This window comes from Paraburkholderia sp. BL10I2N1 (assembly GCF_004361815.1).
GTDB lineage: Bacteria > Pseudomonadota > Gammaproteobacteria > Burkholderiales > Burkholderiaceae > Paraburkholderia.
Map to the genome: position 1 here is coordinate 1,339,512 of NZ_SNWA01000001.1, position 25,951 is coordinate 1,365,462.

Sequence of the window (25,951 nt, forward strand, 5' to 3'; positions counted from 1 at the left end):
GGCGCGCGGAAACGCCTCCCGCGGCACCGTCCGGTTGGTCAATAGGGGTGGGAGGCGGTGCCGAAGCTTACGAGTTCACCGTCGTGCTCGATCATCACGTCCAGCACCGTGATTCCTTCACGTGACATCTCGGCAATAATGTCACGCGCCCGCCACTGCGTGGGTATCACAATGACATCGACCGCAGAGTCCTTCAGCACGTCGCGGTACTGGATCTGCTGCCCGGTTCCCGGCACGTAGGTGCCAGCCTTGTGTGGATCAGAGTCGACAACCAGCGGAAAGCGCAGGGCGTCGGCGCCGAATTGATGGATGAAGGCTGCGGCCTTCCCCGTCCCTCCCCAGATTGCGACGCGTTTGCCCGATGCCGAAATCGCCGACAGTTGCTGCGCGATGGTCTTGCGGCTTGTCACCGTGCGCGCTGCGAAACGGGCCGCGGCTTCGGCACGTACGCGCGACTGCGTAGAGACGCCGAGCCTGACAAGCGCGTAGACAACTTCGCCGTCGTAGCCGTGTTCGAGCGTGACGACCTCGCCCGCACGCGACATCAACGCACGGAACGACTCGGTGGTGAAATGCGACACATGCTCGTAGAAAAAATCAGCGAGCCGGCTGGTTTCGAAGACACGGTCAATACACGGCACTTCAGCGAACAGCCAGCATTCCTTGCCCTGCATGGCCGCGCCCCACGCAAGCGCTTCCAGCAGCTTCGCCGGTTCGGTGAGGTGTTCAAGCACGTGACGAATCACGACGGCGTCGGGCGTGAAAGTAGCCATGTCGACGAGCGGCTCGAACAGCCGCGCATGAAACTCGACACCGTTGCCCGTTTCGGGGCTCGCGTTCGGATCGAAGCCGACAAAACGGCCCGCCTCGCGCGCCTGCGCGAGCCCGCGCACGAAATGCCCTTCTCCGCAACCGATCTCGACGACTAGCGGTGCATCAGCCAGCCGGTTCAACAGCAGATCGCGCGTCTCCGCAAGATGGCCCTTCCAGATCGAGCCGTTGTTGAACATCCGGTTCGGATTGCTTTCGTAGGGAATCGCTTCGTAACGGAATTTGTGATTCCAGACATGCGAACAGGCCGGACATTGGACGAAGTCCTGCGCATGGCGCGGCAACGCGCGTGCGCCTTCGGCCGACGTCGGCCAGGCGAGCGTCGCCAGGGTTTGCTCGCCGGCCGGAAAAAAGCGGGCTGCGACAAAGTGAGCGCAAACCGGGCAGCTCGCTGCCACCATATCGAGACTCATGATGTCACCACCTTCCTGAAATATGCGATGGTCTCCTTCAGACCGTCTTCGAGTTCAATGCCGGGCTGCCAGTCGAGATGCCGGCGCGCCTTCGAGATGTCGGGCCGACGTTGAACAGGATCGTCCGGGGGAAGCGGACGGTACACGAGACGGCTCTTCGAGCCGGTCAGACGCAGCACCGTTTCCGCCAGTTCCCGGATCGTGATTTCCGACGGATTGCCGACATTCACCGGGCCGACTTCGTCGTCCTGGTCCATCATCCGCAGCAGCCCTTCGACCAGATCATCGACGTAGCAGAACGAGCGGGTCTGGCTGCCATCGCCGTATAGCGTGATCGGTTCGCCCTTCAATGCCTGCATGATGAAGTTCGACACGACGCGGCCATCGTCAGGGCGCATGCGCGGTCCATAGGTGTTGAAGATCCGTACGATCCGGATGTCGACGCCGTGCTGCCGGTGATAGTCGAAAAATAGCGTTTCGGCGCAACGCTTCCCTTCGTCATAGCAGGCGCGCGGTCCGTTCGGATTCACATTGCCCCAGTAACTTTCCTGCTGCGGATGCTGCTGCGCATCGCCATAGACTTCGCTTGTCGATGCCTGCAGGATCCTGGCATTGCAGCGTTTGGCTAGCCCCAGCATGTTGATCGCGCCGAGGACCGCCGTCTTCACGGTGGAAACAGGATCGCTCTGATAGTGCACGGGACTCGCCGGACAGGCCATGTTGAACACGCGGTCCGCCTCGACGTAGAGGGGCAGCCACACGTCATGGCGAATCAGCTCGAAGTTCACCTCGCCGATCAGATGCTGGATGTTCTGCTTGCTGCCGGTATGAAAATTGTCGACGCACATCACGTCGTGGCCGGCGCGCACCAGCCGCTCGCACAGGTGCGAGCCAAGAAAGCCGGCGCCGCCGGTAATCAGGATCGAGTCCGCGTTCATTGCGTCGATTCCACACTGGCGACGTGTTGGGCCCACATCCCGTGAAGCGCGCTCTCGAGATTCCTCGCAAACCGCGGTGCATCGCACAGCGGCGACGCGAGAACCTGCTCGCGCAGACCCGCGCGCAGGGTTTTCAGGCGTTCGCGATCACCGGCAAAGGCTACTGCCCGGGCGATATAGTCTTCGTCGTCGTTGGCAATCCAGCCGCCGAGACCAGCCGAGTGCAACAGGCTTTCGCAGATGTGCGACAGGAAGCGGTCGCCGCGGCGACATAGCACCGGCACGCCCATCCACAAGCCTTCGGCCGTCGTGGTACCGCCCGCATACGGAAACGGGCTTAGCGTGATGTCGACGCGATTGAACGCCGCCAGATATTCGGCGCGGGGCGAATGGCCTTCCAGGATCAATCGCGAAGCGGCGATTCCATGGGCGGCGAAACGACGGACGACTGCCTCGCGGACGTGCGCGACGTCGAGGTGTTCAGCCTTGAGGAACAGGCGCGATCCCGATACCGCCAGCAGCAGGCGGGACCATACGGCGATGACGGGGTCGGTCACCTTCGTCAGCTTGCCGAAGCTTCCGAACGTCACGTGGCCGTTGGCGAGCATCGGCAGCGGCCCGACCTTGACGTCATCGCGCGGCGGCGTGAAGCACAGGTAGCTGTCAGGCAGGCGCCACGGCTTCTCGACGAAGTGCGCTTCTTCCGCAGCAGGCAACACGTGACGGTCGCCGAGCACATAGTCGATTGTGCGCAAACCCGTACTGGCAAAATAGCCAGGCCAGCTCACCTGTACCGGCGCGGGCTTGCGCGCGAAAAGTGGCAAACGGTTGTACGTGGTGTGGCCCGACGCATCGATGAGCACGTCGACGCGGTCGTCGCGAATCTTCCGCGCGGCCGCTTCGTCGCTCATGCCGGCAATGCTCGTCCATGCGGCAAAGCGCGGCATGATGCGGTACGTCAGTTCGTCTTCGAGCACGCGCGTCGGGTAGGCGAAGAGTTCGACGCGCGCCGGATCAAGATTCGCTACGACGCTTTCCAGAAAGTACCCGACCGGGTGCTTCTTGAGATCGCCCGAGACGACGCCGACGCGCAACGGCCGTGCCGTTCGCGGTCCGATATCCACCAGCCAGTCCGACGAGGGTTTCACCTGCGCGCCAGCGCTTTGCGCAAAGCGCTGCGCCTCGTCCAGGTACTCTGCTACCGACAGGTCGTGTCTATAGTTCAGAGCGAACAGCAGATTGCTGCGCGGCGCGGCGAAATCCGGTCGCAGCGAAATGGCTTGACGGTATGCCTCGATAGCGGCATCGAGTTCGTCGAGTTCCATCAGCGTGTTCGCGAGGTTGTTGTATGCCTGCCCGTGCTCCGGCTGCAGGCTGAGGACGTCGCAAAACGCCTGCGCCGCCGCTTCATACTCCTTGAGGGCACGCAGCGCATTGCCAAGATTGTTATGCGCGTCGACATAGTCCGGCTGCAGCGCTAACGCCTGGCGGAAACACTCGGCGGCGGCTGCAGGCCGATTGTGTGTCTGCATGACGTTGCCAAGGTTGTAGTAGTAGATCGCCTGCGGGTTGCTGGAGATCGCCGCCATGATCAGCTCAGAGGCGGTGTCGTATTGCCCGAATTGATGCGCGATAAGTCCCAGCAGGTGCTGTGCGTCCGCATGGTCCGGGTGGGTCGAGAGAATTTGCCGATAGAGCGTCTCGGCCTCGTCGAGGCGATCGGCCTGATGATGCTCGAGCGCGGTCTGGAGTGCGGCTTCCAGCGGCACCGTCAGCGGTGCGGGCGTTATGGCGGAGATCGCCGGCGACGGCATACGCAGCCAGGAGGCACCGCCGCCTTCGAGCGGTGACGGGTCGTGATGACCGAGGTCGTTCATGGTGAAATGTGCCCCGTGTGATTCGGGGCGTTCTCTGGTGGGCGTCGCTCTGTGTTAACGACTTTTTGGGCACCCGCTTGAGGGCGCGGACGGGCCTGGGCACCAGCAACGTACTGGCGCCACATGCCCCTGAATGCCGCTTCGAGGTTTCGCGCAAAGCGCGACGCATCGCAAAGCGGCGACGCAAGAAGTTGCTGGCGCAGACCCGCTCGCAGACGCTTCAGGCGGTCATGCGCGGCGGCGAAGGTCACAGCTTTGACGACGTAGTCGTCGTCGTTGTGGGCGATCCACTGCGGCATGCCTGCGTTGTGCAGAATGCTTTCGCCGACATGCGACAGAAACCGGTTGCCCCGGCGAGTCAGCACGGGCACACCCATCCACAACGCTTCGACGGTCGTCGTGCCGCCCGGGTACGGGAACGGGTCAAGCGCAATGTCCACCCGGTTGTAGGCGGCGAGCAGCGCGGCGCGCGGCGACTCCCCTTCGAGGATCAGACGCGCGTCATCGATGCCAAGCGCTGCGAATCGCGCGGCCGTGGCGCACTGCACGGACGGATCGTTGAGCTGCTTCGTCTTGAGGTAGAGCCGCGAACCCGGCACCGCGTGCAGCACACGTGCCCACAGGGCCACGACGGCGTCGTTCAGTTTGACGAGATGGTTGAAGGAGCCGAACGTCACCGTACCGCTTGTCAGCATCGGCAACGGATCAGTGGCGATTTCCGGCTCTGGCGGCGTAAAGCAGAGATAGCTGTCCGGCAAACACCAAGGCAGTTCGACGAAGTGCGCCGTTTCGGTATCCGGCAGGACGTAACGGTCACCGAGCACGTAGTCGATCGACCGTAGACCCGTGGTCGCGAAGTAGCCCAGCCAGCTCACCTGAACCGGCGCGGGCTTCCAGGCGAACATCGATAGCCGGTTGTGATTCGTATGTCCGGACAGGTCGACCAGAATGTCGATGCGGTCCGCGCAGATCTGTTTGGCGCAGGCTTCGTCATCGCGTCCCGCCAGCAGATGCCATGCGGAGAAATGCTGCTTGAGCCGGGCCGTCAGGGCGTCTTCGTGAATTCGCGTCGGGTACGCGACGAGTTCGATCTGCGCCGTCTCCAGCCGGGCGACCACGTTTTCGAGGAAGAAGCCGACCGGATGCGTGTTCAGGTCGCCGGACACCAGACCGATGCGCAGACGGCGCTCTGCATCGCCCACCTCCGGTTCGTGCACAAACGGACGCGTCCGCACGATCTGCAGTTCGCCGAAGCGGCGCGCTTCGGCGAACTGATCGCCCGGCGGCACGTGCGGCAAAAAGTTGAGTTGCAGCAGCAGGTTGCTGTGCGCCTGAAACAGATCGGCATCAAGCGCGATCGCCTGACGAAAGCTGGCAACGGCGTCGTCGAGATAGCCCCGGTCACGCAGCACGTTGCCGAGGTTGTTGTGTATGGCTGCGACGCCGGGCTTCAATGCTATGGCACGGCGATAGCACGCCGTCGCCTCATCGAGCCGGCCCAGCTTTTCGAACAGGTTGCCGAGATTGTTGTGCGCCTCGGCGTAGTCCGGGCGCAACCCGAGCGCTTTCGCGTAGCTCTTCAACGCGGCGTCGTAGCTGCCATGATCCTTGAGCGCATTGCCGAGGTTGTTCCAGGCTTCCACGTAGTCCGGCCGGAGGGCAAGTGCGTTCGCACAGCTTTCCATCGAAGCGACAGGGTCGCCCGTTTCGCGCAGCGCGCTGCCAAGGTTGTTGTGCGCCTCGGCATAGTCGGGCCGGCGTGCGAGCGCCTCCCGATACGCGGCGATCGCGGCGCCCGGTTTGCCCTGTCTTGCCAGCACATTGCCCAGATTGCTGTAGTACGTCGCATCCGGCAGCAAACGGATCGACCCTTCGATCCATTTCACGCCGGTTGCATGCTCGCCTGTATCGCAAAGGAGCAGACCGAGAAAATGCATCGCGTCGGCGTGTTCCGGATCGGCGGCGAGGATCTGGCGGTAGAGCAACGCGGCGTTATCGGTACGGCCCGCCCGATGGTGCGCAAGCGCGGTTTGCAGCAATGCAGCGTCGGCAACGGGCGAAGGCGCCGCGGCGGCGGCGAAAGCCGGCAGCAGCGCGCCATCCTGCGCGCCCTGTCCGCCGCTACCGTTCGCACAACCTTTGTCGCCCACTATGTCCACTGCTCCTGTCCATCGCCATCGCTATCGCTAAAGCGCGTTGCCGCGCTTTAGCTGCCGAACACCGGGTCATATCGATCAGACGGCTCGCCCCCCGGCGTGTGCATGCCTAGTCTGTGTACTTGTGCAGATAGCGCTGATACGCGTCGCGCCATGCGGGTGTACCGAATGCCCCGCCGCTTTCGTGAATAACGCTGATGGGCCACGTCCCCATCCGTAAGCCTTTCAGTTCGGCCTGCCGGCAGAAATCCATGTCGTAAAAGTGAAACGCGAACTGCTCGTCGAAACCCAGACCGACTTCGTTCAGACGCTCGCTATCGGCCGCCAGCAGCAGCCCATCGAGAAGCTTGCACTCCAGCCCTGCGGGCCCGTACATGGACACGTCGCTACACGGGAAGCCCTTACCGTGGCCGACCACGCCGCTGAAGAAGCGCGGATCGTCGCGCGTGAAGCCCGGATCGACAAAGATCCAGGCCGGTTGACGCGGTACCCGGCGCGTGTTGCCCGCCAGACCGACCACGTCGAACTTGTCGACCGCCTCACGGATCCTGTCCATCCAGAAGAAGTCGGACAGGTAAATATCGTCATGGATGAAGACCAGGATCGCTGGATTGTCTTTCGCCTGCTGGATCGCCTTGTTGTAGATCGTCGAGAGGCCTGCCTTGTTGTTGTCGAAGAGGAGAAGCTGCGGCGGATTCCGGTAGCGACTGACCGTCAGCGAACGTCCCAATGCTGTCTTCTGCACGAAGTCGTCGTACGAGACACGGGTGCCGCAAACCAGTCGAATAGGCTTCATAAAAGGAAAATCCAGGAAAAAACGAACGATCCAGTCTCGTCGGGTCGAGTACGTAGAGGCGGAGCGGGAGGCACTGCACGACCACAAGGCCGCCGCCCACTGTCAACATCTCCACTCGCCGATAACGACGCCTGATGCTGGCGTTGTGACCGCGATGATTGAATCTTGCGGGTTATTGTGGCCGCGACCGCAGGATCCTGATCAATGGATCAAGCCGCGTAAATGGTCGCTATTCCGCGTACTGTCGTTGCGCCCAGCCGGCGGCGACAGCACGCTCGCGGAAAGTTGATCTATGGCGCCTGCAACGTCACGTGACTGCGGAGCGCGTGGGCGACCTTGTCGGGTGCATTCCACAACAGCACGTCAATGATCGACAGATGGGGCTCGTACCGGAACGGCGCGGGGTCGTAGGTGAATTCGTCGAACCCGGCAAAGCGGAGCGATACGCCGATGCGCGCGAATTTGACAGGGTCGAAAAGATCGCGACCGCCGAGCGGATTCACGTATTCCGTCGCGCCCAGCGCGCGACAGATGAACGGCGCCCAGTCGCCCGGCCCCATCTCCTCGGGAAACGCCAGGTTCAGTTCAGAGCCGATACGCCACGAAAAGGGCAGGCCGAGATATTCGCACACCGCCTGCAGCGCGTTGACGTTCAGCGCACACAGCGAATCGCCTGTGGTGCGCTCGAACGCGTCACGCACCAGCTGACTCACCTCCGCATAGAACGGTGCATGCTTTCGAAATGTGGAGAGCTTGCCAAGCAGGCTCGTTTTCGTATCGATGAGGTTGAGTACGCGCGCTTCATGCGTTTTGATCGATGTCGAGGAGTTCGCCAGCGGCACTGTCGCGTACTGCCAGCCTTCCTTCGGATGAAGAATGCGATTCCGGTTCATCCACGTCTTCGGCGTGTACTGCGTCACGTCGAAGACGATCCATTCATCGACGGCAGCAATCAGCGCGAAATGCCCGAGATACGGGAAAAAATACGGCTGCATGATGCCGAGTTTCACGAACGCTCTCCACCCGCATGGGTTGCTCGCGAGGAGGCCTCGCCGATGATCTCGCACACCGTGTCGACCATCGGCACGCTCACGTGCGCACCCACGGGTAGCATCAGCCACGACGCGCCGATGTGCGCGGCGGCCGTCAGGCCGCTTATGTCAGCGGACGCTCCTTGCGCCGCAATCACCGGACGCGCCTCGACATTGTCGGCTGCCAGCCGTTCGATCAGCGCATCGCGCGTCAATCCGAAAACCTGCTCGTCGATCTCGCACATCAACGCCTGGTGATTCGATACATCGACGCTCGCGGGCTCGACCACACGTAGTCCACGCACCGCGTCCAGACGCGTGCGATAGGCGTCGAAAAGGGTCCGGTTGTGCGCCCGGTTAGCGGCGTAGTCGTCAAGGCTCAACAGCCCGATCGCGGCCTGCGCCTCGGACATTCGCCCGTTCGATGTCTTCACGACGGCCACCGGGCGGCCCGCACCGTAGCTACTGCGAATGTTGCGCAGGCGGGCGGCAAGCTCGTCATCGTCCGTCGTTACGCAGGCACCGCCACCCGCATTCAGCACGTCCCTTTCGCTGAAGGCCAGCACTTCGACCTGGCCAAACGTACCGACTCGCCGGCCCCCGATTTCGCAGCCGAACGCATGCGCGGAATCAAAGAGCACGGGCAGGCCGCGCGAGTGCGCGAAGTCCTCCAGCGCGCCGGCCGCGCACGCGCCACCCCAGAGATTCGCGGCAAACACAGCACCGACAGGCGTCGTGAGCCGCTCTGCGAGACTCGCGACCGACATCTGGCCGGTCATGGAGTCGACGTCGCAGACAACGGCTTCGACCCCGCACCACGCCATCGCGTGCAATGCCGCCGCGTTGCTCACAGCGGGCACCAGCGCGCTGCCGCGCACGCCTAGCGCCTCGCTTGCCATCATCAGGCCAATGGCTTCATTGGTCACGCAGACCGCGTGCCGGACGCCGACAAAATCCTGCAGACGCTCTTCGAAAGCACGCGCGAGCGGCCCCTGGTTAGTGTAGTAGCGGCGCTCGAAAATATCCCGCATGGCGGCCTCGTAGCGGTCCCACGAAGGCATGTTGTACTGGCCAATCGCCACGACCTGCGCGAACGCTGGCGCGCGCAGATTCATTGCGGCATGCCGCCCCGTCATACATTCACCTCTGCGGTTTCGACGCGTGCGCGGATTTCGTCTGCGTGCGCGCGTATGAACGACAGCAACGCGACGACGGTATCGATATCGTCAATCGTAACGAAGTCGCCGCATGGCATCAGCGCGAAACGGCCAGCGAGGCGGTCCGTTTGTGGCAGATCGGCGGGGATATACGGATACGCCATCGGTTTGCTGTGCAACGGCGGCGCGTAGTATGCCCGCGCCAGCACACGCTCGGCGTTCAGGATGTCGATCGTCAGCGACCGGGAAAGCGGCCAGTTGTCCAGTTGTTCGACCACGATGTTCTTGTAACTGGTGCGATGTGTCTCGTCGAAGTCGATCAGACGGATACCGGGCACAGCGGGTAACAGCTTGCGGTAGTGGTAATAACGCTCGCGGTTGCGCAACACCTGGGCGTCGAGTTCGTCGAGATTGGCAAGCGCCATGGCCGCATGCGTGTCGCCGAGCCGGGCATCGAGTGCGCCCCGCTGCAGCGTGCCGCCATCGCGCAGACTAGCCAGCGTGCTGGCGAGCGCCCGATCGTTGGTGGTTACGTAGCCGCCCTCGAAGCCGTTGAGCAGCTTGCTTGCGTGCAGTGAGAAGCACTCCGCGTAGCCGAAACCACCCACCCTGCCCGAATCGCACGCCTCATAGACGGATTCGACAGAATCGAACAGGAGCGGAATCCCTTGCTGCGTCGCGAGGTCGACGAGACCCTCCACGTCGCAGCAGTTGACTATGGGGTGCACACCGAGCAGCAGCGCAGTGTCGTCGCCGAGGCAGGCACTCGCAGTCGCGGCGCTGATCGCAAGCGTCGAGGAATCAACTTCGCAAAAGCGCGGCAGCATGCCGGTCCACGCAACGACGTCGGCCATGCGCCGATAGGTTAGCGACGGCATCACCACTTCACGCCGGCCGGGACGGGCAAGCGCGATCATCGTCACCGCAAGCGCCCAGAAGCCGCTGCAAAAGCTCACGCAGTGAGCAACCTCGTGAAACTGCGCGAGGCGCTCTTCCAGCAACTTCGTGACCGCGCCCGGCGGCGTGCCTGGCGTGACGAACGCCGCCTGCGCGTAGTCGAGAAAACGTCCGAACTCCGGCTGAACGAGATTCGATGTCGATTTTGGCGCCGTAAAGAGCGGTGGCGCGCCGAACAGCGCGAGATCCGCCGCGCCTTGCCGGCCGTTCATTGGGCGGGCCCTCCGGCACCGCCTGTCGCGCGGCGCCGCAAGACGACGTCGTAGCGATAGTGCACTGAGAAGAACGACGCCGGCATCGACGAGAATTCGGTGTCCCAGCCCGCGTCGGCGGCCATCGCGGCAAATTCGTCCTGGGTGCGCCAAATGCCGATCTGCGCGCGCGGGTCGGTGAGTTCACCGGGCAACGGCGTGCGCGGCGCGTAAAACGCCGCCGCACGGTCGCGATCCGGCAGGTTGCCGATGAAGATCGAATTGACTTTGGCAAAGCGCCGATGCAGCAGGTGCAGCGCAGATTCGGCGTCCTGCTGGGAAAAATACGCGAAGCTGCCGTAGCACAGCACCTTCGTGAACCGTTCTGGCGCCGGCTCGTTGAGCAGATATTCGGCTGCGCCGTTGGCGATAAAGGTGAACTTCGGCGCGTCGGCAAAATGCGCGTTAGCGACCTCGATCAGGTATTCGGACAGGTCGACGCCGACCAGTGCTGCGCACGCATCGAACAGCCGCTGGGACAGCGCGCCGTTGCCGCACGCGAGATCGAGCACGACGTCATCCGGCTGCAACGCGAGATGCCGCCGGATCGCGTGAACGATCATGTCGATATGCTCGTCCGGCACGGCTTTGCCGCGCACCGTGCGCTTGACCTGAGCCCAGAAGTCGTCGGGAGGACAGGTCCGTGCGTGTTCGTCGTAGTCGACGGTGGGGTAGTCGCGCAATGGGGTTTGCGTAGCGTTTGACATGAGGGTCCCAGGTAGCCGGTCTGGCGATTGGCGTGCGGCTTAGCTTGCGCGGCGCTTGCGCCATGCGCACGAAAGAATCGTCTCGATGACGCGCTCCTGGTCTGCGTCATCCAGCGCCGGGAAAATCGGAAGGCAGAGCACCTGACGCGAGATCGCCGTCGCAACCGGCAGGTTGTGCGGACCTGCAGACGGCAGGCCGCGGTACATTGGAAACTCGCTGATCAGCGGGTAAAAATAACGGCGCGCGGCGATATGTTTTTCACGCAGCTCGTTATACAGATCGTCCCGGCTGACAGGGAACTCCGGCGTGACGAGAATCGGAAAGTACGCAAAGTTCCTTGTGCAATGCACCGGCACGTCGTGCATCGCGATCCCGTGCAGATTGCGAAGCGCATCCCGATAACGCGCATCGATGCGGGCGCGCTGCGCGTTGACCTCATCCATGTGCTTGAGCTGCAGCAGTCCGAAGGCGGCCTGAACTTCGTTCATCTTGCCGTTGATACCGGGCGCCACGACCGTCGTCTCATCGACAAAGCCGAAGTTCTTCAGATTGTCGATACGGCGCTTGGTCTTCGCGTCGCGACAGACGATCGCGCCGCCTTCAAAGGTGTTGAACACCTTGGTGCCGTGAAAGCTCAGCACCGACATGTCGCCGTAGTGAAGCACCGAGCGATCGTTGATACGCACGCCAAAGGCATGGGCCGCGTCGTAGATCACACGCAGCCCGTAGGTATCGGCGATCGACTCGATCCGCTCGACGTCGCACGGATTGGCATACACATGGACCGGCAGGAGCGCGGTGGTTTGCGGCGTGATTGCCGCTTCGATTTTCTCGGGGTCCAGATTCAGACTGACTGGGTCAATGTCGGCAAATACAGGCTTGATACCGTTCCAGTGCAGGGCATGGGTCGTGGCGACAAAGCTGAACGGCGTCGTGATGACTTCGCCGGTGATCTTCAATGCCTGCAACGCGGTGATCAGCGCCAGCGTCCCGTTCGAGAACAGCGAGAGATGCTCGACACCGAGGTAGTCGCACAACTGCTCTTCGAGTTGCTGATGGAACACGCCGTTATTGGTTACCCACTTGCGATCCCAGATTTCTTCGAGGTACGGCCGGAACTCGTCCAGCGGAGGTAGGAACGGTTGCGTGACGGGAACGAAAGTCGGTTTCGGATCGCTCATGGAGTGCGCCTGGAATCGGTCGGGTCGAATGAACGTCCCTGTTTTGCGCCCCTGTATGCGCCACGGGGTCTAAGAGCGGGCTCTTGAATGACGATGACGGCGCAGGTTGGCTTGATCGAAGTGTGTCACCAGTCCCCGCGCCCCGATCGGTCAAACAGGCGGGCGAATGCCCGCCAATTCCGCGAAACGCCTGTCATCGGGCACGACGCTCAGGCCGAGAAGGCAGGCATGTGTCCTTTCGAGAAAAGGAAGAACGGTTCGCGCACATTGCAGCCGACGACGTCCGGATCGATCTCGCCCAGCACCGTCTTGTGCGGATACAGATCGCCGCTCAGGCCGGCGCCACGGAAGTAGTCGACGATGTCGGCACCGAAAAGCCGCACGTGATCGTCCTGACCAAAATAGCGCGTGGCGAACGCGCCAGAAACGGGCCGGTTCAACTCGAACGTATGCTTGAGCACGGGCGAATACGGCGTCTGCGCGACCAGATGCCCGGTCGGCGTGAGGCAACGGCTGAATTCGGCAATCGCCTGCGCCGGGTTGTCGACGTGCTCCAGCACATGATTGCAGATGATCAGATCGAAGTAGCCGCCAGGGAAATCGAGCGACTCGACGTTAATCTTGCGATGCGCCGGCGAACGGGGAAACAGGTCGCCTGCGATGTACTCCATCGGCTCCAGGGCACGGATGCGCGGCTCCAGCCGTGCTTCCGGCGCGATGTGCAGGATACGTTTGCTCGACGCGTTCTCGAGCAGACCCGAGTATGCGAAATACAGCCAGAGATGGCGGTCGCGATCGTTGCAATAGCAGTTCGGGCAATGATGCTTTTCAAGCGTCGAGCCGACGGATTCGACCTGCTGCATGAAGTCCCGATCGCTCCCGGCAGCCGGGTGCGGCAGCCATTCCGTGACGGGCTTGTCGCACACCACGCAGAACTTCTGTGCGACGGGTGCCGCCTGCGCCACGGGCTTTCGACGTGCCGCCACGCGCGCCGCCACGGCCGAGCGCGCACGCTCCAGGTCGGCCTGGAAGCGCTGGGAGGCGAACAGTTCGTGCGTCGGACGGGCAATCAGTTCCTGCAGATTGCCGAGCAGGTGCGCGAGTTCCGGCAGCTTGCCGGCCCAGTTCGAATAGAGTTGCGTCAAAAGCTGCTGCGCCGAGGCGAGCGCTTCGCCTTCGAGATACCCGGCCCCCGCCTCGCCGCGCACCATCAGTTCCCATTCATACAGGCCCGCGCTGAAGTTGGGGCTGAGCGCGTTCGAGCTTTGGCCATCGTGCCGCCGGAACGCGCTCAGGTACCCGCCTACTGCGACGAGCGGTCCGTGCGCGGACAGGTTCAGATAGATCGCCACGTCGCCGAGAAAGTCCAGCTTCCATGAGCGATAGTCGAACACGCCCGCCGCATCGATCAGCCTTTCACGGTTGAACATGATGTTGCTCGGCTCGCCGATGAAATTGTTCAGCTTGCCGACCATTTCCCGTACGAGAAGCGCACGGTCGATCAACGCGCGCTCGCCGTCCTTGAGCAAGGGCGGGGGCACCTGGCTCACGGCGTCGTTTTCGTCGATGATCACGCGCCCGTGGAACGCCATCGCCGACTCGGGATGCGCGCGCAACGCCTCGACGAGCGCTTCGACCGAAGTGGGCATCAGGACGTCATCGTCGTACAGCCACTTGATGTACTTGCCGCTTGCCCGCTGCAGCAGCGCCTGCGAATTACGCGTGCCTTTCTGGAAGCCATGATGGAAGTACTGGATACGCGGATCGGCGAAGCTTCTGACGGTCTGTTCAAGCGCCGCATCCGGCGTGTCGTCGCCGACCAGAATCTCGATATCGTCAAACGTCTGGCCTTGCGCACTGGTCAGTGCCCTTCCCAGAAACCGGGCCTTGTACGCCGGAATCAGAATGCTGACGGTAGCCATTGAAGCGAACCCTTTCCTGTAATCGATCTGCCAGCGGCGCTCAGGCGGTCAGCCAGCGTCCCCATGATTGCTCGGCGCCGCGCCGTCAGCAGGGCCAACGGATAACACCGGGTGATGGCGAGAGCTTAGCGTCAGCAGCGACAGTTCAATCAGGCAAACAGACCGGGATTTCGGCGCTATTCCGTTCGCTGGCTGGCCGGGTAGGCGATTTGTGGCCGCGCGGCGGTTGCTTCGACCGGGGGCTGGCGGGACTCGATGGGGGCGGGGGCGGTGGGATGGAGTGCGGGGGGCGATAGTTCCGGGGCTTTCGAATCGAATCTGCCGCCCGGAAACAAAAAAGCCCGCTTGCAACAAGCGGGCCCATCTCGTGCAAAATCGTTATCTTTGGCGCGCCCGGCTGGGATCGAACCAGCAACCCCTGCCTTCGGAGGGCAGTACTCTATCCATTGAGCTACGGGCGCATTCGGCAAAAAGCGCTGCAAAATCAACAAAGCAGCGCCTCAAGCGAGACCGAGAGGATACCCGGTTTCCCGTGACACGTCCACCGAGGGCTCGCTTGCGTCCGCCCGGCGCCGGTGAAAGTGCCCGCGGCCGCCCTGCGGCAGCGGCCCCGCGATGCGGGTAAACGCCTGCTGAAGAGCTTCCCCGCCGCTCGCCGCCGCCGAAACGTTGCGTCTATAATCGTTCTCGCATTAATAGAAAAGGTCGTTGCCGTCACGCTGTACCGCTCACAATATCCCCGGAGACGAGACAAGCATGAGCGAAGCACCCCACGGAAATCCGATCAAAACGCCCGCACAGCTCATCGCTGCCGTCATTGCCGGGTTCGCTGTACCGATCACCATCATCATCCTGCTCGCCTACTACGTCGACTATTCGACCCGCACTGGCGCCGGCACTGACAGCCTCTCCGATGCCGTCGTCGCCCAGCGTATCGCGCCGCTCGCCCAGGTCGAGATCCGCGACACCAACGCGCCCCGCGTCTACAGGACCGGCGAGGAAGTCTACAAGGCAGTCTGCTCCGCGTGCCACGCCGCCGGCACCGCCGGTGCACCGAAATTCACCAATACCGCCGACTGGGCGCCACGCATCGCCCAGGGTTTCGACACGCTCTGGCACACCGCGCTCACCGGCAAGGGCGCGATGCCCGCTCGCGGCGGCACGAGCCCCGACGACTTTAGCGATTACGAAATCGGCCGCGCCGTCGCCTATATGGCGAACAACGCGGGCGCGAACTTCGCCGATCCGCCTGTGCCAGCCGCCGGGGCTTCGGGAACAGCGGCGGCTTCCAGTGCGGCGCCCGCCACCGCAGCCGGGGCATCCGACGCGGGCGCAGCGCAGGCGGCCGCCGCGATGGCCGCCATGGCCAGCATTCCGCAGGCTGCGGCTCCCGCCGCGGGCGCGACGCAAAGCGCGGACGCGTCCCAGGCGGGCAAGGCGCTGTATACGCAGGTTTGCCAGGCATGCCACGCCGCTGGCGTGCTCAACGCACCGAAGTTCGGCGACAAGGAAGCGTGGGCGCCGCGTCTGAAGGATTCGATGGACACCGTCTACAACTACGCGTTGCACGGCAAGGGCGCCATGCCGCCGAAGGGTGGCTCGACCGCGTCCGACGCCGACGTGAAGGCCGCTGTCGATTACATGGTCAGCTCGGTGAAATAGCTGGCCAGGCTTCGGTCAGGCAGGGAACCTGCCGAGCCGAAGTGAACATGAAAAAATCCCTGCGCGCGCCCAGGCGCCGCAGGGATTTTTTTACGCCTGCACGGACAACGGCGTGACGGGCGCGGCGAACGCGTCGATGAACGCCAGCGCCGGTGTTTTGCGCGCAAGCGCCTGAAAGTGTTCAAACAGCGCGTCCGGCGAAAGCCATGGATACGTAAGACCGTTCTGTAGCGACGCGAGCAGCGTCGCATCGTGATCCGGCACGACGTCCATTCGTGCGATGTGGATATGAAAATCGGTGACGCGGACTGCGTGCGCCTCTTCCCCCGCCGCGAACGTCCAGCGGTACAGACCGTGGCCGACGCGCAGCGCGCCCTTCGGCGGCTCACGCATCAGCACGAGCCACGGTAGCGCGTCGATCTGCCCGTCCTGCGGCTCCAGCGCGTCGCACACGTAATAGGTTCGGCACTGCGCATACTGCAAGGCGAAATCGGTGACGAGCGTCTTCGCGATGGCGTCCGCGCCGACCGTACGCGCAGGGAATGCGATGTTTGCGGTGGCAAGCGAAAAGGTGAGCACGGCGTCGGGCGCGAAAACGTCGGCGATGCGTTGCGGTCGCGTGTTGTCCTTCGCGTCGATATAGCCTTCGAGCGCCTCTTTGTAGCGTTCCAGCAATGGTGTGGTCATGCCGGCGAGTCTCCGTTAAGCAGGCCGCGCCACTCTAGCGCAAGCACGCGGGCAAACCGACGATGCACCTGACGCACGCGGGGTTTTACGCCCGCCTCGCCGAGCGCGCGGCGCCATCGCGATCAGCAAGGACGCGAAGGCACGGATGACGCTCACGGCTTCTGCAGCAGCGCCTTCAGGCTCGCCAGCCGGTCCTTCGGCGACATCGGCGCTTCCTCTGGCGTCGGCGGCGGCGCGTCATCGAGGCCCATTTCGGGAATGAAGCGCGACGGCTCGCACACCACGGTCTCCCTTGCGCGCTTTCGCTTCTTGCACCAGTTCAGATGCAGGCTGCGCTGCGCCCGCGTGATTGCGACGTACATCAGCCGGCGCTCTTCCTCGATGCGGCCGTCGTCGATCGGCGCGTCGTCCGAGCCGCCGCGATGCGGCATGATCCCTTCCTCGACGCCCACTAGAAACACATGCGGATATTCAAGGCCTTTCGACGCATGCACGGTCGACAGACGCACTGCATCCGGGTCCTCGTCCTTGCCTTCGAGCATCGACATCAGCGCGACCGTCTGGATCAGACCCAACAGGTTCTTGCCGGTGTCGGCGAGGCCGTCGGCGTTGTCGTAACCGGTGGCTTCGCTGCCGGTCTCAGGTTCGGGTTTCGTGCCCTTGCGCTTCAGCCATTCGAGAAACTCCAGCACGTTCTGCCACTTCGACTGCGCCTGGCGCTCGTCGAAAGCGTCGTATAAGTACGCCTCGTAGTGGATCGCGTCCATCAGGTCGTCGAGCACGGTAGTCGCGGCGTCCTTTTCGGCGCGATCGGTGAGACGCTGCATGAAATCGCAGAAGGTCCGCAGCGGTTCGACCTGACGCGCCGACAGCCGCGCCTCGATGCCACCCATGTACACCGCTTCAAAGAGCGACACCTTCGCCTGCCCGGCAAACGAACCCAGCGCCTCGAGCGTCGTGTTGCCCACCCCTCGACGCGGTGTCGTGATCGCGCGGATGAACGCGGGATCGTCATCGGCATTGGCGATCAGGCGCAGGTAGGCGCAGATGTCCTTGATCTCAGCCTTGTCGAAAAACGACTGGCCACCCGACAGCACATACGGAATCCGCTCGCGCCGCAGCACCTGTTCGAAGATGCGCGCCTGAAAATTCCCGCGATACAGGATGGCGTAGTCGCGGAACTGCGCGCGCCGCTCGAACTTGTGCGCCGACAGCCTGAACACCACCGATTCGGCTTCATGCTCCTCGTCGTTGCAGGGCGTAACGGTGATCGTGTCGCCCATGCCGTGCTCGGACCACAGCTTCTTCTCGAAGAGCTTCGGATTGTTCGCGATCACATTGTTCGCAGCGGTCAGGATACGCACCGTCGAACGATAGTTCTGTTCGAGCTTGATCACGTGCAGCTTCGGAAAATCCTTGCCGAGCTGAGCGAGGTTTTCGAGCGTCGCGCCGCGCCAGCCGTAGATGGCCTGATCGTCGTCGCCCACCGCGGTAAACGCGGCGCGCGGACCGGCGAGCTGCTTGAGCAACTCGTACTGGCAGGCGTTCGTGTCCTGATACTCGTCGATCAGCAGATAGCGCAGCTTGTTCTGCCAGCGGTCGCGCACCTGCTCGTTGTTCGCGAAGAGTTCGGCAGGCAGCCGGATCAGGTCGTCGAAATCGACGGCCTGGTATGCGTGCAGCGTCGCGACGTAGTTGCGGTAGACGATCGCGGCCTGATGCTCGTCCTCGTTCGCCGCGATCGCGATCGCCTCTTCCGGCATGATCAGGCCGTTCTTCCAGAGCGAAATGATCGACTGGATCTTGCGGATGAAACCCTTGTCCGTCGAGCCGACCTGCTCCTGAATCATGCCGAAGCAGTCGTCGGAATCCATGATCGAGAACTGCGGCTTTAGGCCGACGTGCTCCGCCTCCTGGCGCAGGATCTGCACGCCGAGCGAGTGAAACGTGCACACGGTCAGCTGGTTGACTGGCACCTTGCGGCCTTCCTTGCCGGGCGTCGTCAGCACCTTGCCGTCGAGCAGCTTGCCGACGCGCTCGCGCATTTCCGCGGCAGCCTTGTTCGTGAATGTGACGGCGGCGATATGGCGCGGCTCGAAACCCTTGGCTTCGATGAGGTGCGCGATCTTCTGCGTAATGACGCGCGTCTTGCCGCTACCCGCGCCGGCGAGCACGAGACACGGACCATCAAGATAGCGCACCGCTTCGCTTTGAGCGGAGTTCAGGCCTGCGGACATCGTCAGTGGATGGTATTGCGGTTGAGGGGCGCATCGGCAACAGACGGCCCAGGGACAGTCAGCGCGGCGGCGTGGCCGGTGCGCGACCACATGAAATGCGGCGCGCATTCGGGATCGACCACCAGCGCGAGACCCGCGATGTTAACACGGATGACCCGGAGTCAAAGGCGTGCTCGATAGCGATGTCGCGCCGCATCGCGATGCCCGTTAGCGGCCTGTGTTCCGCCGCGCCGGCGAAGTCTCGCTGTAGCCAAGCCACCCAGGAAACACCGGCCAGGCGCGCCTTCATCGAGAGTGCCCCCGGACCGGCGCCTGCCCGTGCCACAATTAGGGCGTTGCGCGCCGCCCCCGCCGCGCGCCGTTTTTTGCAGGAAGAGCTTGCATGACTTCATCGCTGAAAACCGGTCTGATGGGCTACGGATTCGCCGGCGCGACGTTCCACGCGCCCGTCATCGACAATTGCGGCCGCGCGAGCGTCGCGGCGATCGCAACGGGCCAGCCGGACAAGGCCCGTGCCGATTATCCCCAGGCGGCGATCGTGCCGGACCTCGACGCACTGCTCGCGCTCACCGACATCGAATGCGTCGTCATTGCGACGCCCAATGACACGCATTTCGACATGGCGAAGCGGGTGCTCGAAGCGGGCAAACATGTGGTGGTCGACAAGCCCGTCACGTTGACTGCAGCCGAAGCCCGCACCCTCGCCGACCTCGCACGTCAGAAAAATCTCGTGTTCGCCCCCTTCCACAACCGGCGCTGGGATGGCGACTTCCTGACCGTGCGCGATCTCGTCGCAGGCGGCGAGCTTGGCCGGATCACGCATTACGAGTCGCATTTCGACCGCTTCCGCCCGTACGTCCGGCAGCGCTGGCGCGAGGACGCGACGCGCGGTGGCGGTTTGCTGTTCGATCTCGGCCCGCATCTGATCGACCAGGCGCTGACGCTCTTCGGCGTGCCGCAGACGGTGAACGCGACCGTGAAAATCCATCGCGACGAAGGCAGCGCGCCGGACTACGTTCATCTGCAACTCGGCTATGCGGAGCACGAAGTGGTGCTGCATGCGAGCGCCCTGGCGGCCATCGCGCCGCCACGTTTCGCGATCCACGGCACGCGCGGCAGCTATGTGAAGCACGGCCTCGACACCCAGGAAGACCAGCTGAAGGCGGGGCTGCGGCCGGGCCATGTCGAGTTTGGCGCCGGCAACGAGCCGGGCGTGCTGCGCCTGCTCGACGGCGATCAGGAAGTCGAACGCCCGCTGCCGACGCGCGACGGCGCGTACGCCGATTTCTACCGCTCGCTCGCGGCGACGATCCACGACGGCGTGCCGTTCCCGGTCAGCGCCGGGGATGCGGTCGACGTCATGACGATCATTGAGCTGGCCAACCAGAGCGCCGAAGAAGGTCGTCGGCTGCCGTTCAGCCGCGCAGGGTGATGCGTCCGGCGGGGGTGTCGCATGAGCATCGCCTGAGCACCACCCGACGATCCCGCAAGGAATCAATCGCTACAAACGAGCCGGGCAGTCATCGAACGAGGCGGGCCCGGCGTTCTAGACCGTATCAACTCAATTAAAGGGAGAATGGAATGCCTCGTTTGCTTCGCGCACTCGCCTGCTGCGCGCTGGTTTGCTCACTGGCTGCGTGCGTTGTCACTCCGCAGCAGACCGCCCAGCCGCGCCCTAATGGACACGAAATGGCGGTGCAGCGCTTCGATCAGGTCAATGAACGCATCGATAACCTGAGCCACCGCGTCGACGTGCGGGTGAATCAGGGCTACTATCCGCCGCCCCAAGGTGGCGCATTCCATCACCGCCTCGACGTGATCCGCCAGGAAGCACACGACATGGCGACGCAACACGGCGGCGGCCTGTCCGGCGACGAACAGCGCGTCCTGAATCAGGAACTCGATTCCGCGGCACACGCAATCGGCTAAAAATGCCTGATTGCTGCACGGCAGCTTAAGGAAGGGCGCGAGGCACTCCTCGCGCCCTTTTTCGTTCCCGCTACAGGCGCGATTTTTGACGCAGTCGCCGGCTCACGCACCGCCCACGCGCCCCACGTGTCGCAATTTGACAAGCCCCGGGGCCTCGCGTACATTCGCCGCACGCGTCGGGAGAGCGCGCCGTCTGTTGTTCACACGCAGCCAGCGCCGCCGAAGGGGCACACCCGCAAACTCTCAGGCAAAAGGACCGACCGCGTCGAAGAACCCGTCTGCAACGCAATGGCAGGCACCGGTTTTTCGCACTCTGGAGAGCGGCAGTAGCCCGTCGTGATAAGACCGGCAGGCTGCCCACCGAAGGGGCGCGCGTTCGTCGTCGCCGGTCAACGACCGGCTCACGGCAGCGCAATCTCTCAGGTATCGAGGACAGAGGGGTCATGCATCGAATCGCTCGCAGGCACGAGGCCGCGAGGATTTTCGCCGCATGGCCTTTTTTGTTTCGCGAGACGCCCGAGGCCCCATGACCGAACTCAAACACACCCCGCTCCACGCCACCCACCGCGCGCTGAACGCGCGCATGGTCGATTTCGGCGGCTGGGACATGCCCGTCAACTACGGCTCGCAGATCGACGAACACCGCGCGGTGCGTACCGATGCGGGCATGTTCGACGTGTCGCACATGTGCGTCGTCGACTTCACGGGCGAGCGGGTGCGTGCCTTCTTCGAATTCGCGCTCGCGAACAACGTCGCCAAACTGCAGACGCCGGGCCGCGCGCTCTATTCGTGTCTGTTGAACCCGAACGGTGGCGTGATCGACGATCTGATCGTGTACTACTTCGGCGAAGACCACTTCCGCGTGGTCGTCAACGCCGGCACGGCGGACAAGGACATCGCCTGGTTCAACCAGCTCAATGCCGAAGGCGGCTACGGTCTGACGATTGCGCCGCGCCGCGACTTCGCGATCGTCGCCGTACAAGGTCCGAACGCCCGCGAAAAAGTCTGGCAAACCGTACCGGACGCGCGCGCCGCCACCGAATCGCTGAAACCCTTCAATGCAGCACGCGTCGCCGATACGGCTTTTGGCGAGCTGACCGTCGCCCGCACCGGTTACACCGGCGAAGACGGCTTCGAAGTCATCGTCCCGGCCACCCACGTCGAAGCGCTGTGGAACGCGCTTGCCGGCAACGGCGTGCGCCCGGCGGGCCTCGGCGCGCGCGACACGCTGCGCCTCGAAGCAGGCATGAATCTGTACGGCCAGGACATGGACGACGACGTCTCGCCGCTCGACGCCGGCCTCGCGTGGACGGTCGATCTGGTGAACCCGCGCAATTTCGTCGGCCGCTCGAAACTGGAGGCTGAAGGCTCGCAAGCGGCGTTCGTCGGCCTGATCCTGCAGAAGGAAAACGGCAAGGCAGGCGGCGTGTTGCGCGCCCATCAGAAGGTCGTCACGCCCTACGGCGACGGTGAAATCACGAGCGGCACGTTCTCGCCGACCATGCAGGAATCGATCGCCTTCGCGCGCGTGCCGAAGGGTGTGCAGCCGGGCGACGTCGTCCACGTGCAGATCCGCGACAAAGCCCTGCCCGCAAGCGTGGTAAAACTGCCATTCGTGCGCAATGGCAAAGTGCTCGTCGCCTGAGCCGGACCGGCGCGCGCGTCCCCCTTTTCCAGCAATACAAACAATACGCAACAGGAGCATCCGATGAGCATCCCGGCCGATCTGAAATACACCGAATCGCACGAATGGGTCCGCACTGAAGCGGACGGCACACTGACGGTCGGCATCACCGACCACGCGCAGGAAGCGCTCGGCGACATCGTTTTCCTCGAACTGCCGGAAGCCGGCAAGACCGTCGCCGCCGGCGACGCCGTCGCGGTGATCGAGTCGGTGAAAGCCGCCTCGGACATCTACGCACCGGTCGCAGGCGAGATCGTCGAAGCGAATACTTCGCTCGCCGACACGCCGGACTCCGTCAACGGCGCACCGTACGAAAGCTGGCTCTTCAAGATCAAGCCGGCCGCTGGCGCTGCCACCGACCGTCTGATCGACGCCGACGCCTACTCGAAGTCCATCGGCGCGTAATTCTTTAACCGTCAGGTGCGGCCTCCACCCGGCTGGCCGGTCCAGCACACGGGACGGCCGCACCACCAGGAACACCCATGAAGCTCGAACACCCGGATCGTCTGATGAACCGCACCCCTCTCTCGCTCGCCGCGCTCGAAGTGCACGACGCCTTCGCCGAACGGCACATCGGCCCGGATTCCGCCGATCAGCAGGCGATGCTCGAAGCGCTCGGCTTCGCATCGCGCGCCGCGCTGATCGACGCGGTCATTCCGAAGACGATCCGCCGCAGCGAACCGCTGCCGCTCGGCCCCTTCGCCCAGCCGAAGAGCGAAGCCGAAGCGCTGGCCGCGCTGCGCGATCTGGCGGACAAGAACCAGGTGTTCCGCTCCTACATCGGCCAGGGTTACTACAACGCGCACACGCCGACGGTAATTCTGCGCAACGTGCTCGAAAATCCGGCGTGGTACACCGCGTACACGCCGTACCAGCCGGAAATCTCACAAGGCCGTCTGGAAGCGCTGCTGAACTTCCAGCAGATGATCATCGACCTGACCGGCCTGTCGATTTCCAACGCCTCGCTGCTCGACGAGGCCACCGCCGCCGCCGAAGCGATGACGCTGCTGCAACGCGTCGGCAAGCCGAAGTCGAACGTGTTCTACGTCGCCGACGACGTGCTGCCGCAAACCATCGAAGTCGTGCAGACACGCGCGAAGCCGGTCGGTATCGAGGTGAAGGTTGGCCCGGCCGCCGACGCCGCGGGCGCGAATGCGTTCGGCGTGCTGCTGCAATATCCGGGCGTGAACGGCGATGTGCGCGACTACCGCGCGCTGGCTGACGCGATCCACGCGGCGGGTGGCCACGTGGTCGCCGCCGCCGACCTGCTCGCGCTCACCGTGCTCACGCCGCCGGGCGAATGGGGCGCGGATGTTGCCGTCGGCAATTCGCAGCGCTTCGGCGTGCCGGTCGGTTTCGGCGGTCCGCACGCGGCCTATCTCGCCGTGCGCGACGAATTCAAGCGTCAGATGCCGGGCCGTCTCGTCGGCGTGACCGTCGATGCGCAAGGCAATCCGGCGCTGCGTCTTGCGCTCCAGACGCGCGAACAGCACATCCGCCGTGAAAAGGCGACCTCGAATGTGTGTACGGCACAGGCGCTGCTCGCGATCATGGCGAGCATGTACGCGGTCTACCACGGCCCGCGCGGACTCAAGACGATCGCGCTGCGCGTGAACCGCATCGCCGCCCTGCTCGCCGAAGGTGCGAAGCAGCTCGGCTACAAGCTCGTCAACGACACCTTCTTCGATACGCTCACGTTCGAAACCGGCGCACGCACCCAGGCGTTGCTCGACGCCGCAGCGGCCAAGCGCATCAACCTGCGCCATGTGAGCGACACGCGCGTCGGCATCTCGATCGATGAAACCACGAAACGCAGCGATCTTGCCGATCTGCTGGCCGCGTTCGCGCAGGCGGCATTTGCCAGCGACGTCCCGCAAGTCGACGCACTCGACGCCGCACTGAGCGCGTCGAACGCTTCGTCGGTGCCGGCTTCGCTCGAACGCACGAGCGCGTACCTGACACACCACGTATTCAACCGTCACCATTCCGAAACGGAAATGCTGCGCTATCTGCGCAGCCTGTCGGACAAGGACCTCGCGCTCGACCGCTCGATGATCCCGCTCGGCTCGTGCACGATGAAGCTGAACGCGACGTCGGAAATGCTGCCGGTCACGTGGCCGGAATTTGGTCAGATTCACCCGTTTGCGCCGGCAGAACAAACCGTCGGCTACCGCGAAATGATCGATCAGCTCGAACAGATGCTGGTCGCCGCCACCGGTTACGCCGCTGTCTCGCTGCAACCGAACGCCGGCTCGCAAGGCGAATACGCCGGCCTGCTGATCATCCACGCGTATCACGCTTCGCGCGGCGAAGGTCATCGCAACGTCTGTCTGATTCCGGCTTCGGCGCACGGCACCAACCCGGCTTCGGCGCAGATGGCCGGCATGCAGGTCGTCGTGGTTGCCTGCGACGCGCAAGGCAACGTCGACATCGAAGACCTGAAGGCGAAGGCCGCGCAGCACGCTGACAAGCTCGCGGCGATCATGATCACGTATCCGTCGACCCACGGCGTGTTCGAGCAGAACGTCCGCGAAATCTGTCAGATCGTGCATGCGCACGGCGGTCAGGTTTATGTCGACGGCGCGAACATGAACGCGATGGTCGGTCTCACGGCGCCTGGCCAGTTTGGTGGCGACGTGTCGCACCTGAACCTGCACAAGACTTTCTGCATTCCCCACGGCGGCGGCGGACCGGGCGTCGGTCCGGTCGCGGTCGGCGCGCATCTTGCGAAGTTCCTGCCGAACCAGACGTCGTCGGGCTATGAGCGCGATGCGAACGGCATCGGCGCCGTTTCGGCCGCGCCTTACGGCTCGGCTTCGATCCTGCCAATCTCGTGGATGTACATCGCGATGATGGGCGCGAAGAACCTCACCGCCGCCACCGAAGCCGCGATCCTCAACGCGAACTACGTCGCGAAGAAACTCGCGCCGCACTACCCGGTGCTGTATTCGGGCCCGGGCGGACTCGTCGCACACGAATGCATCCTCGATCTGCGTCCGATCAAGGAAACGAGCGGCATCAGCGTCGACGACGTCGCCAAGCGGTTGATGGATTACGGCTTTCACGCGCCGACCATGAGCTTCCCGGTGCCGGGCACGCTGATGGTCGAGCCGACCGAATCGGAATCGAAGGAAGAACTCGACCGCTTCATCGAAGCGATGATCGCGATCCGCGAGGAAATCCGCGCGGTCGAGGAAAGTCGCGGCGATCGTGAGGACAATCCGCTCAAGCACGCCCCGCACACCGCGGCAGTCGTCGTAGCCGACGACTGGAAGCATGCTTATTCGCGTGAAACCGCCGCGTATCCGTTGCCGTCGCTGGTCGCGAAGAAGTACTGGCCGCCGGTTGGCCGTGCCGACAACGTCTACGGCGACCGCAACCTGTTCTGCTCGTGCGTGCCGGTGGCGGATTACGCGTAAGGTCGACGTCGCTGTCTTAAGCCACGTGCTGTCTGATGACAGCACGTGGGAAGCACGTGGCCAGCGTGCAATTCTGTCGTTCGCGCCCCGGAACGGCTAACATCACACACCAAAT

General features: G+C 63.6%; 19 protein-coding genes, 1 tRNA gene and 2 riboswitches. Of the genes, 6 read left to right on the forward strand and 14 right to left on the reverse strand.

Features of this window, described 5'->3' with window-relative positions; genetic code table 11:
• Window positions 1–38: 38 nt before the first annotated feature.
• From B0G77_RS06345 to B0G77_RS06400, 12 genes are all read right to left on the reverse strand, one after another.
• Entirely contained in the window at window positions 39–1,244 is a 1,206-nt protein-coding gene (locus tag B0G77_RS06345) for a class I SAM-dependent methyltransferase (RefSeq protein WP_133661347.1), read from the reverse strand.
• Window positions 1,241–2,182 (reverse strand): UDP-glucuronic acid decarboxylase family protein, encoded by a 942-nt coding sequence (locus B0G77_RS06350; RefSeq protein WP_133661348.1) that lies wholly within the window; start codon window positions 2,180–2,182, stop codon window positions 1,241–1,243. The genes B0G77_RS06345 and B0G77_RS06350 overlap by 4 nt, the downstream gene beginning before the upstream one ends.
• Window positions 2,179–3,996 carry a tetratricopeptide repeat protein gene (locus B0G77_RS06355; protein WP_133664050.1) on the reverse strand — a complete coding sequence of 606 codons (1,818 nt, stop codon included), beginning with the start codon at window positions 3,994–3,996 and terminating at the stop codon, window positions 2,179–2,181. Before B0G77_RS06355 ends, B0G77_RS06350 begins: the two co-directional genes overlap by 4 nt.
• Before the next feature lie 59 nt (window positions 3,997–4,055).
• Entirely contained in the window at window positions 4,056–6,095 is a 2,040-nt protein-coding gene (locus tag B0G77_RS06360; RefSeq protein WP_133664051.1) for a tetratricopeptide repeat protein, read from the reverse strand.
• A 229-nt stretch (window positions 6,096–6,324) separates the two neighbouring features.
• A complete protein-coding gene (locus tag B0G77_RS06365) occupies window positions 6,325–7,011 on the reverse strand; it encodes a glycosyltransferase (protein ID WP_133661349.1) in 687 nt (228 codons plus the stop codon).
• A 290-nt stretch (window positions 7,012–7,301) separates the two neighbouring features.
• Window positions 7,302–8,021 (reverse strand): WbqC family protein, encoded by a 720-nt coding sequence (locus tag B0G77_RS06370; RefSeq protein ID WP_208116400.1) that lies wholly within the window; start codon window positions 8,019–8,021, stop codon window positions 7,302–7,304.
• Window positions 8,018–9,178, reverse strand: coding sequence for a DegT/DnrJ/EryC1/StrS family aminotransferase (locus tag B0G77_RS06375; protein ID WP_133661350.1), 1,161 nt, complete (start codon window positions 9,176–9,178; stop codon window positions 8,018–8,020). The genes B0G77_RS06370 and B0G77_RS06375 overlap by 4 nt, the downstream gene beginning before the upstream one ends.
• On the reverse strand, window positions 9,175–10,368 hold the full coding sequence (locus B0G77_RS06380) for an aminotransferase class I/II-fold pyridoxal phosphate-dependent enzyme (protein ID WP_133661351.1): 1,194 nt from the start codon (window positions 10,366–10,368) through the stop codon (window positions 9,175–9,177). Before B0G77_RS06380 ends, B0G77_RS06375 begins: the two co-directional genes overlap by 4 nt.
• Entirely contained in the window at window positions 10,365–11,114 is a 750-nt protein-coding gene (locus B0G77_RS06385) for a class I SAM-dependent methyltransferase (RefSeq protein ID WP_133661352.1), read from the reverse strand. The genes B0G77_RS06380 and B0G77_RS06385 overlap by 4 nt, the downstream gene beginning before the upstream one ends.
• Before the next feature lie 39 nt (window positions 11,115–11,153).
• The gene (locus B0G77_RS06390; RefSeq protein WP_133661353.1) at window positions 11,154–12,296 is read right to left on the reverse strand and encodes a DegT/DnrJ/EryC1/StrS family aminotransferase; all 1,143 of its coding nucleotides are present in this window, start codon (window positions 12,294–12,296) and stop codon (window positions 11,154–11,156) included.
• Between the two features lie 209 nt (window positions 12,297–12,505).
• Window positions 12,506–14,218: a glycosyltransferase gene (locus B0G77_RS06395; RefSeq protein WP_133661354.1), complete on the reverse strand. Its 1,713-nt coding sequence runs from the start codon at window positions 14,216–14,218 to the stop codon at window positions 12,506–12,508.
• Window positions 14,219–14,603: 385 nt separating this feature from the next.
• A tRNA-Arg gene (locus B0G77_RS06400) sits at window positions 14,604–14,679 on the reverse strand.
• 295 nt (window positions 14,680–14,974) lie between these two features.
• Here B0G77_RS06400 and B0G77_RS06405 point away from each other — a divergent pair.
• Entirely contained in the window at window positions 14,975–15,880 is a 906-nt protein-coding gene (locus B0G77_RS06405; protein WP_133661355.1) for a c-type cytochrome, read from the forward strand.
• 90 nt (window positions 15,881–15,970) lie between these two features.
• Here B0G77_RS06405 and B0G77_RS06410 read toward each other — a convergent pair whose 3' ends face one another.
• Both B0G77_RS06410 and B0G77_RS06415 read right to left on the reverse strand, forming a co-directional pair.
• Window positions 15,971–16,567, reverse strand: coding sequence for a hypothetical protein (locus tag B0G77_RS06410; RefSeq protein ID WP_133661356.1), 597 nt, complete (start codon window positions 16,565–16,567; stop codon window positions 15,971–15,973).
• 152 nt (window positions 16,568–16,719) lie between these two features.
• The gene (locus B0G77_RS06415) at window positions 16,720–18,804 is read right to left on the reverse strand and encodes a UvrD-helicase domain-containing protein (protein WP_133661357.1); all 2,085 of its coding nucleotides are present in this window, start codon (window positions 18,802–18,804) and stop codon (window positions 16,720–16,722) included.
• Window positions 18,805–19,186: 382 nt separating this feature from the next.
• On the opposite strand from B0G77_RS06415, the gene B0G77_RS06420 reads away from it, so the two are divergent.
• The 5 genes from B0G77_RS06420 (at window position 19,187) to gcvP (ending at window position 25,836) form a co-directional block, all read left to right on the forward strand.
• Window positions 19,187–20,236 (forward strand): oxidoreductase, encoded by a 1,050-nt coding sequence (locus B0G77_RS06420; RefSeq protein ID WP_133661358.1) that lies wholly within the window; start codon window positions 19,187–19,189, stop codon window positions 20,234–20,236.
• Window positions 20,237–20,385: 149 nt separating this feature from the next.
• Window positions 20,386–20,733: a hypothetical protein gene (locus tag B0G77_RS06425; protein WP_133661359.1), complete on the forward strand. Its 348-nt coding sequence runs from the start codon at window positions 20,386–20,388 to the stop codon at window positions 20,731–20,733.
• A 167-nt stretch (window positions 20,734–20,900) separates the two neighbouring features.
• A riboswitch (glycine riboswitch) is annotated at window positions 20,901–21,003 on the forward strand.
• 33 nt (window positions 21,004–21,036) lie between these two features.
• Window positions 21,037–21,179: riboswitch (glycine riboswitch) on the forward strand.
• Between the two features lie 80 nt (window positions 21,180–21,259).
• Window positions 21,260–22,378, forward strand: coding sequence for a glycine cleavage system aminomethyltransferase GcvT (gene gcvT, locus B0G77_RS06430; RefSeq protein WP_133661360.1), 1,119 nt, complete (start codon window positions 21,260–21,262; stop codon window positions 22,376–22,378).
• Window positions 22,379–22,441: 63 nt separating this feature from the next.
• Window positions 22,442–22,822 (forward strand): glycine cleavage system protein GcvH, encoded by a 381-nt coding sequence (gcvH, locus tag B0G77_RS06435; protein ID WP_133661361.1) that lies wholly within the window; start codon window positions 22,442–22,444, stop codon window positions 22,820–22,822.
• A gap of 77 nt (window positions 22,823–22,899) precedes the next feature.
• A complete protein-coding gene (gcvP, locus tag B0G77_RS06440) occupies window positions 22,900–25,836 on the forward strand; it encodes an aminomethyl-transferring glycine dehydrogenase (RefSeq protein ID WP_133661362.1) in 2,937 nt (978 codons plus the stop codon).
• The last annotated feature ends 115 nt before the right edge of the window (window positions 25,837–25,951 follow it).

What these genes read in the sequence shown, in the direction of transcription:
- B0G77_RS06345 (WP_133661347.1), bottom strand. Translation starts at nt 1,244, where the DNA reads ATGAGTCTCGATATGGTGGCAGCGAGCTGCCCGGTTTGCGCTCACTTT.
- B0G77_RS06350 (WP_133661348.1), bottom strand. Translation starts at nt 2,182, where the DNA reads ATGAACGCGGACTCGATCCTGATTACCGGCGGCGCCGGCTTTCTTGGC.
- B0G77_RS06355 (WP_133664050.1), bottom strand. Translation starts at nt 3,996, where the DNA reads ATGCCGTCGCCGGCGATCTCCGCCATAACGCCCGCACCGCTGACGGTG.
- B0G77_RS06365 (WP_133661349.1), bottom strand. Translation starts at nt 7,011, where the DNA reads ATGAAGCCTATTCGACTGGTTTGCGGCACCCGTGTCTCGTACGACGAC.
- B0G77_RS06375 (WP_133661350.1), bottom strand. Translation starts at nt 9,178, where the DNA reads ATGACGGGGCGGCATGCCGCAATGAATCTGCGCGCGCCAGCGTTCGCG.
- B0G77_RS06380 (WP_133661351.1), bottom strand. Translation starts at nt 10,368, where the DNA reads ATGAACGGCCGGCAAGGCGCGGCGGATCTCGCGCTGTTCGGCGCGCCA.
- B0G77_RS06385 (WP_133661352.1), bottom strand. Translation starts at nt 11,114, where the DNA reads ATGTCAAACGCTACGCAAACCCCATTGCGCGACTACCCCACCGTCGAC.
- B0G77_RS06390 (WP_133661353.1), bottom strand. Translation starts at nt 12,296, where the DNA reads ATGAGCGATCCGAAACCGACTTTCGTTCCCGTCACGCAACCGTTCCTA.
- B0G77_RS06395 (WP_133661354.1), bottom strand. Translation starts at nt 14,218, where the DNA reads ATGGCTACCGTCAGCATTCTGATTCCGGCGTACAAGGCCCGGTTTCTG.
- B0G77_RS06405 (WP_133661355.1), top strand. Translation starts at nt 14,975, where the DNA reads ATGAGCGAAGCACCCCACGGAAATCCGATCAAAACGCCCGCACAGCTC.
- B0G77_RS06410 (WP_133661356.1), bottom strand. Translation starts at nt 16,567, where the DNA reads ATGACCACACCATTGCTGGAACGCTACAAAGAGGCGCTCGAAGGCTAT.
- B0G77_RS06415 (WP_133661357.1), bottom strand. Translation starts at nt 18,804, where the DNA reads ATGTCCGCAGGCCTGAACTCCGCTCAAAGCGAAGCGGTGCGCTATCTT.
- B0G77_RS06420 (WP_133661358.1), top strand. Translation starts at nt 19,187, where the DNA reads ATGACTTCATCGCTGAAAACCGGTCTGATGGGCTACGGATTCGCCGGC.
- B0G77_RS06425 (WP_133661359.1), top strand. Translation starts at nt 20,386, where the DNA reads ATGCCTCGTTTGCTTCGCGCACTCGCCTGCTGCGCGCTGGTTTGCTCA.
- gcvT (WP_133661360.1), top strand. Translation starts at nt 21,260, where the DNA reads ATGACCGAACTCAAACACACCCCGCTCCACGCCACCCACCGCGCGCTG.
- gcvH (WP_133661361.1), top strand. Translation starts at nt 22,442, where the DNA reads ATGAGCATCCCGGCCGATCTGAAATACACCGAATCGCACGAATGGGTC.
- gcvP (WP_133661362.1), top strand. Translation starts at nt 22,900, where the DNA reads ATGAAGCTCGAACACCCGGATCGTCTGATGAACCGCACCCCTCTCTCG.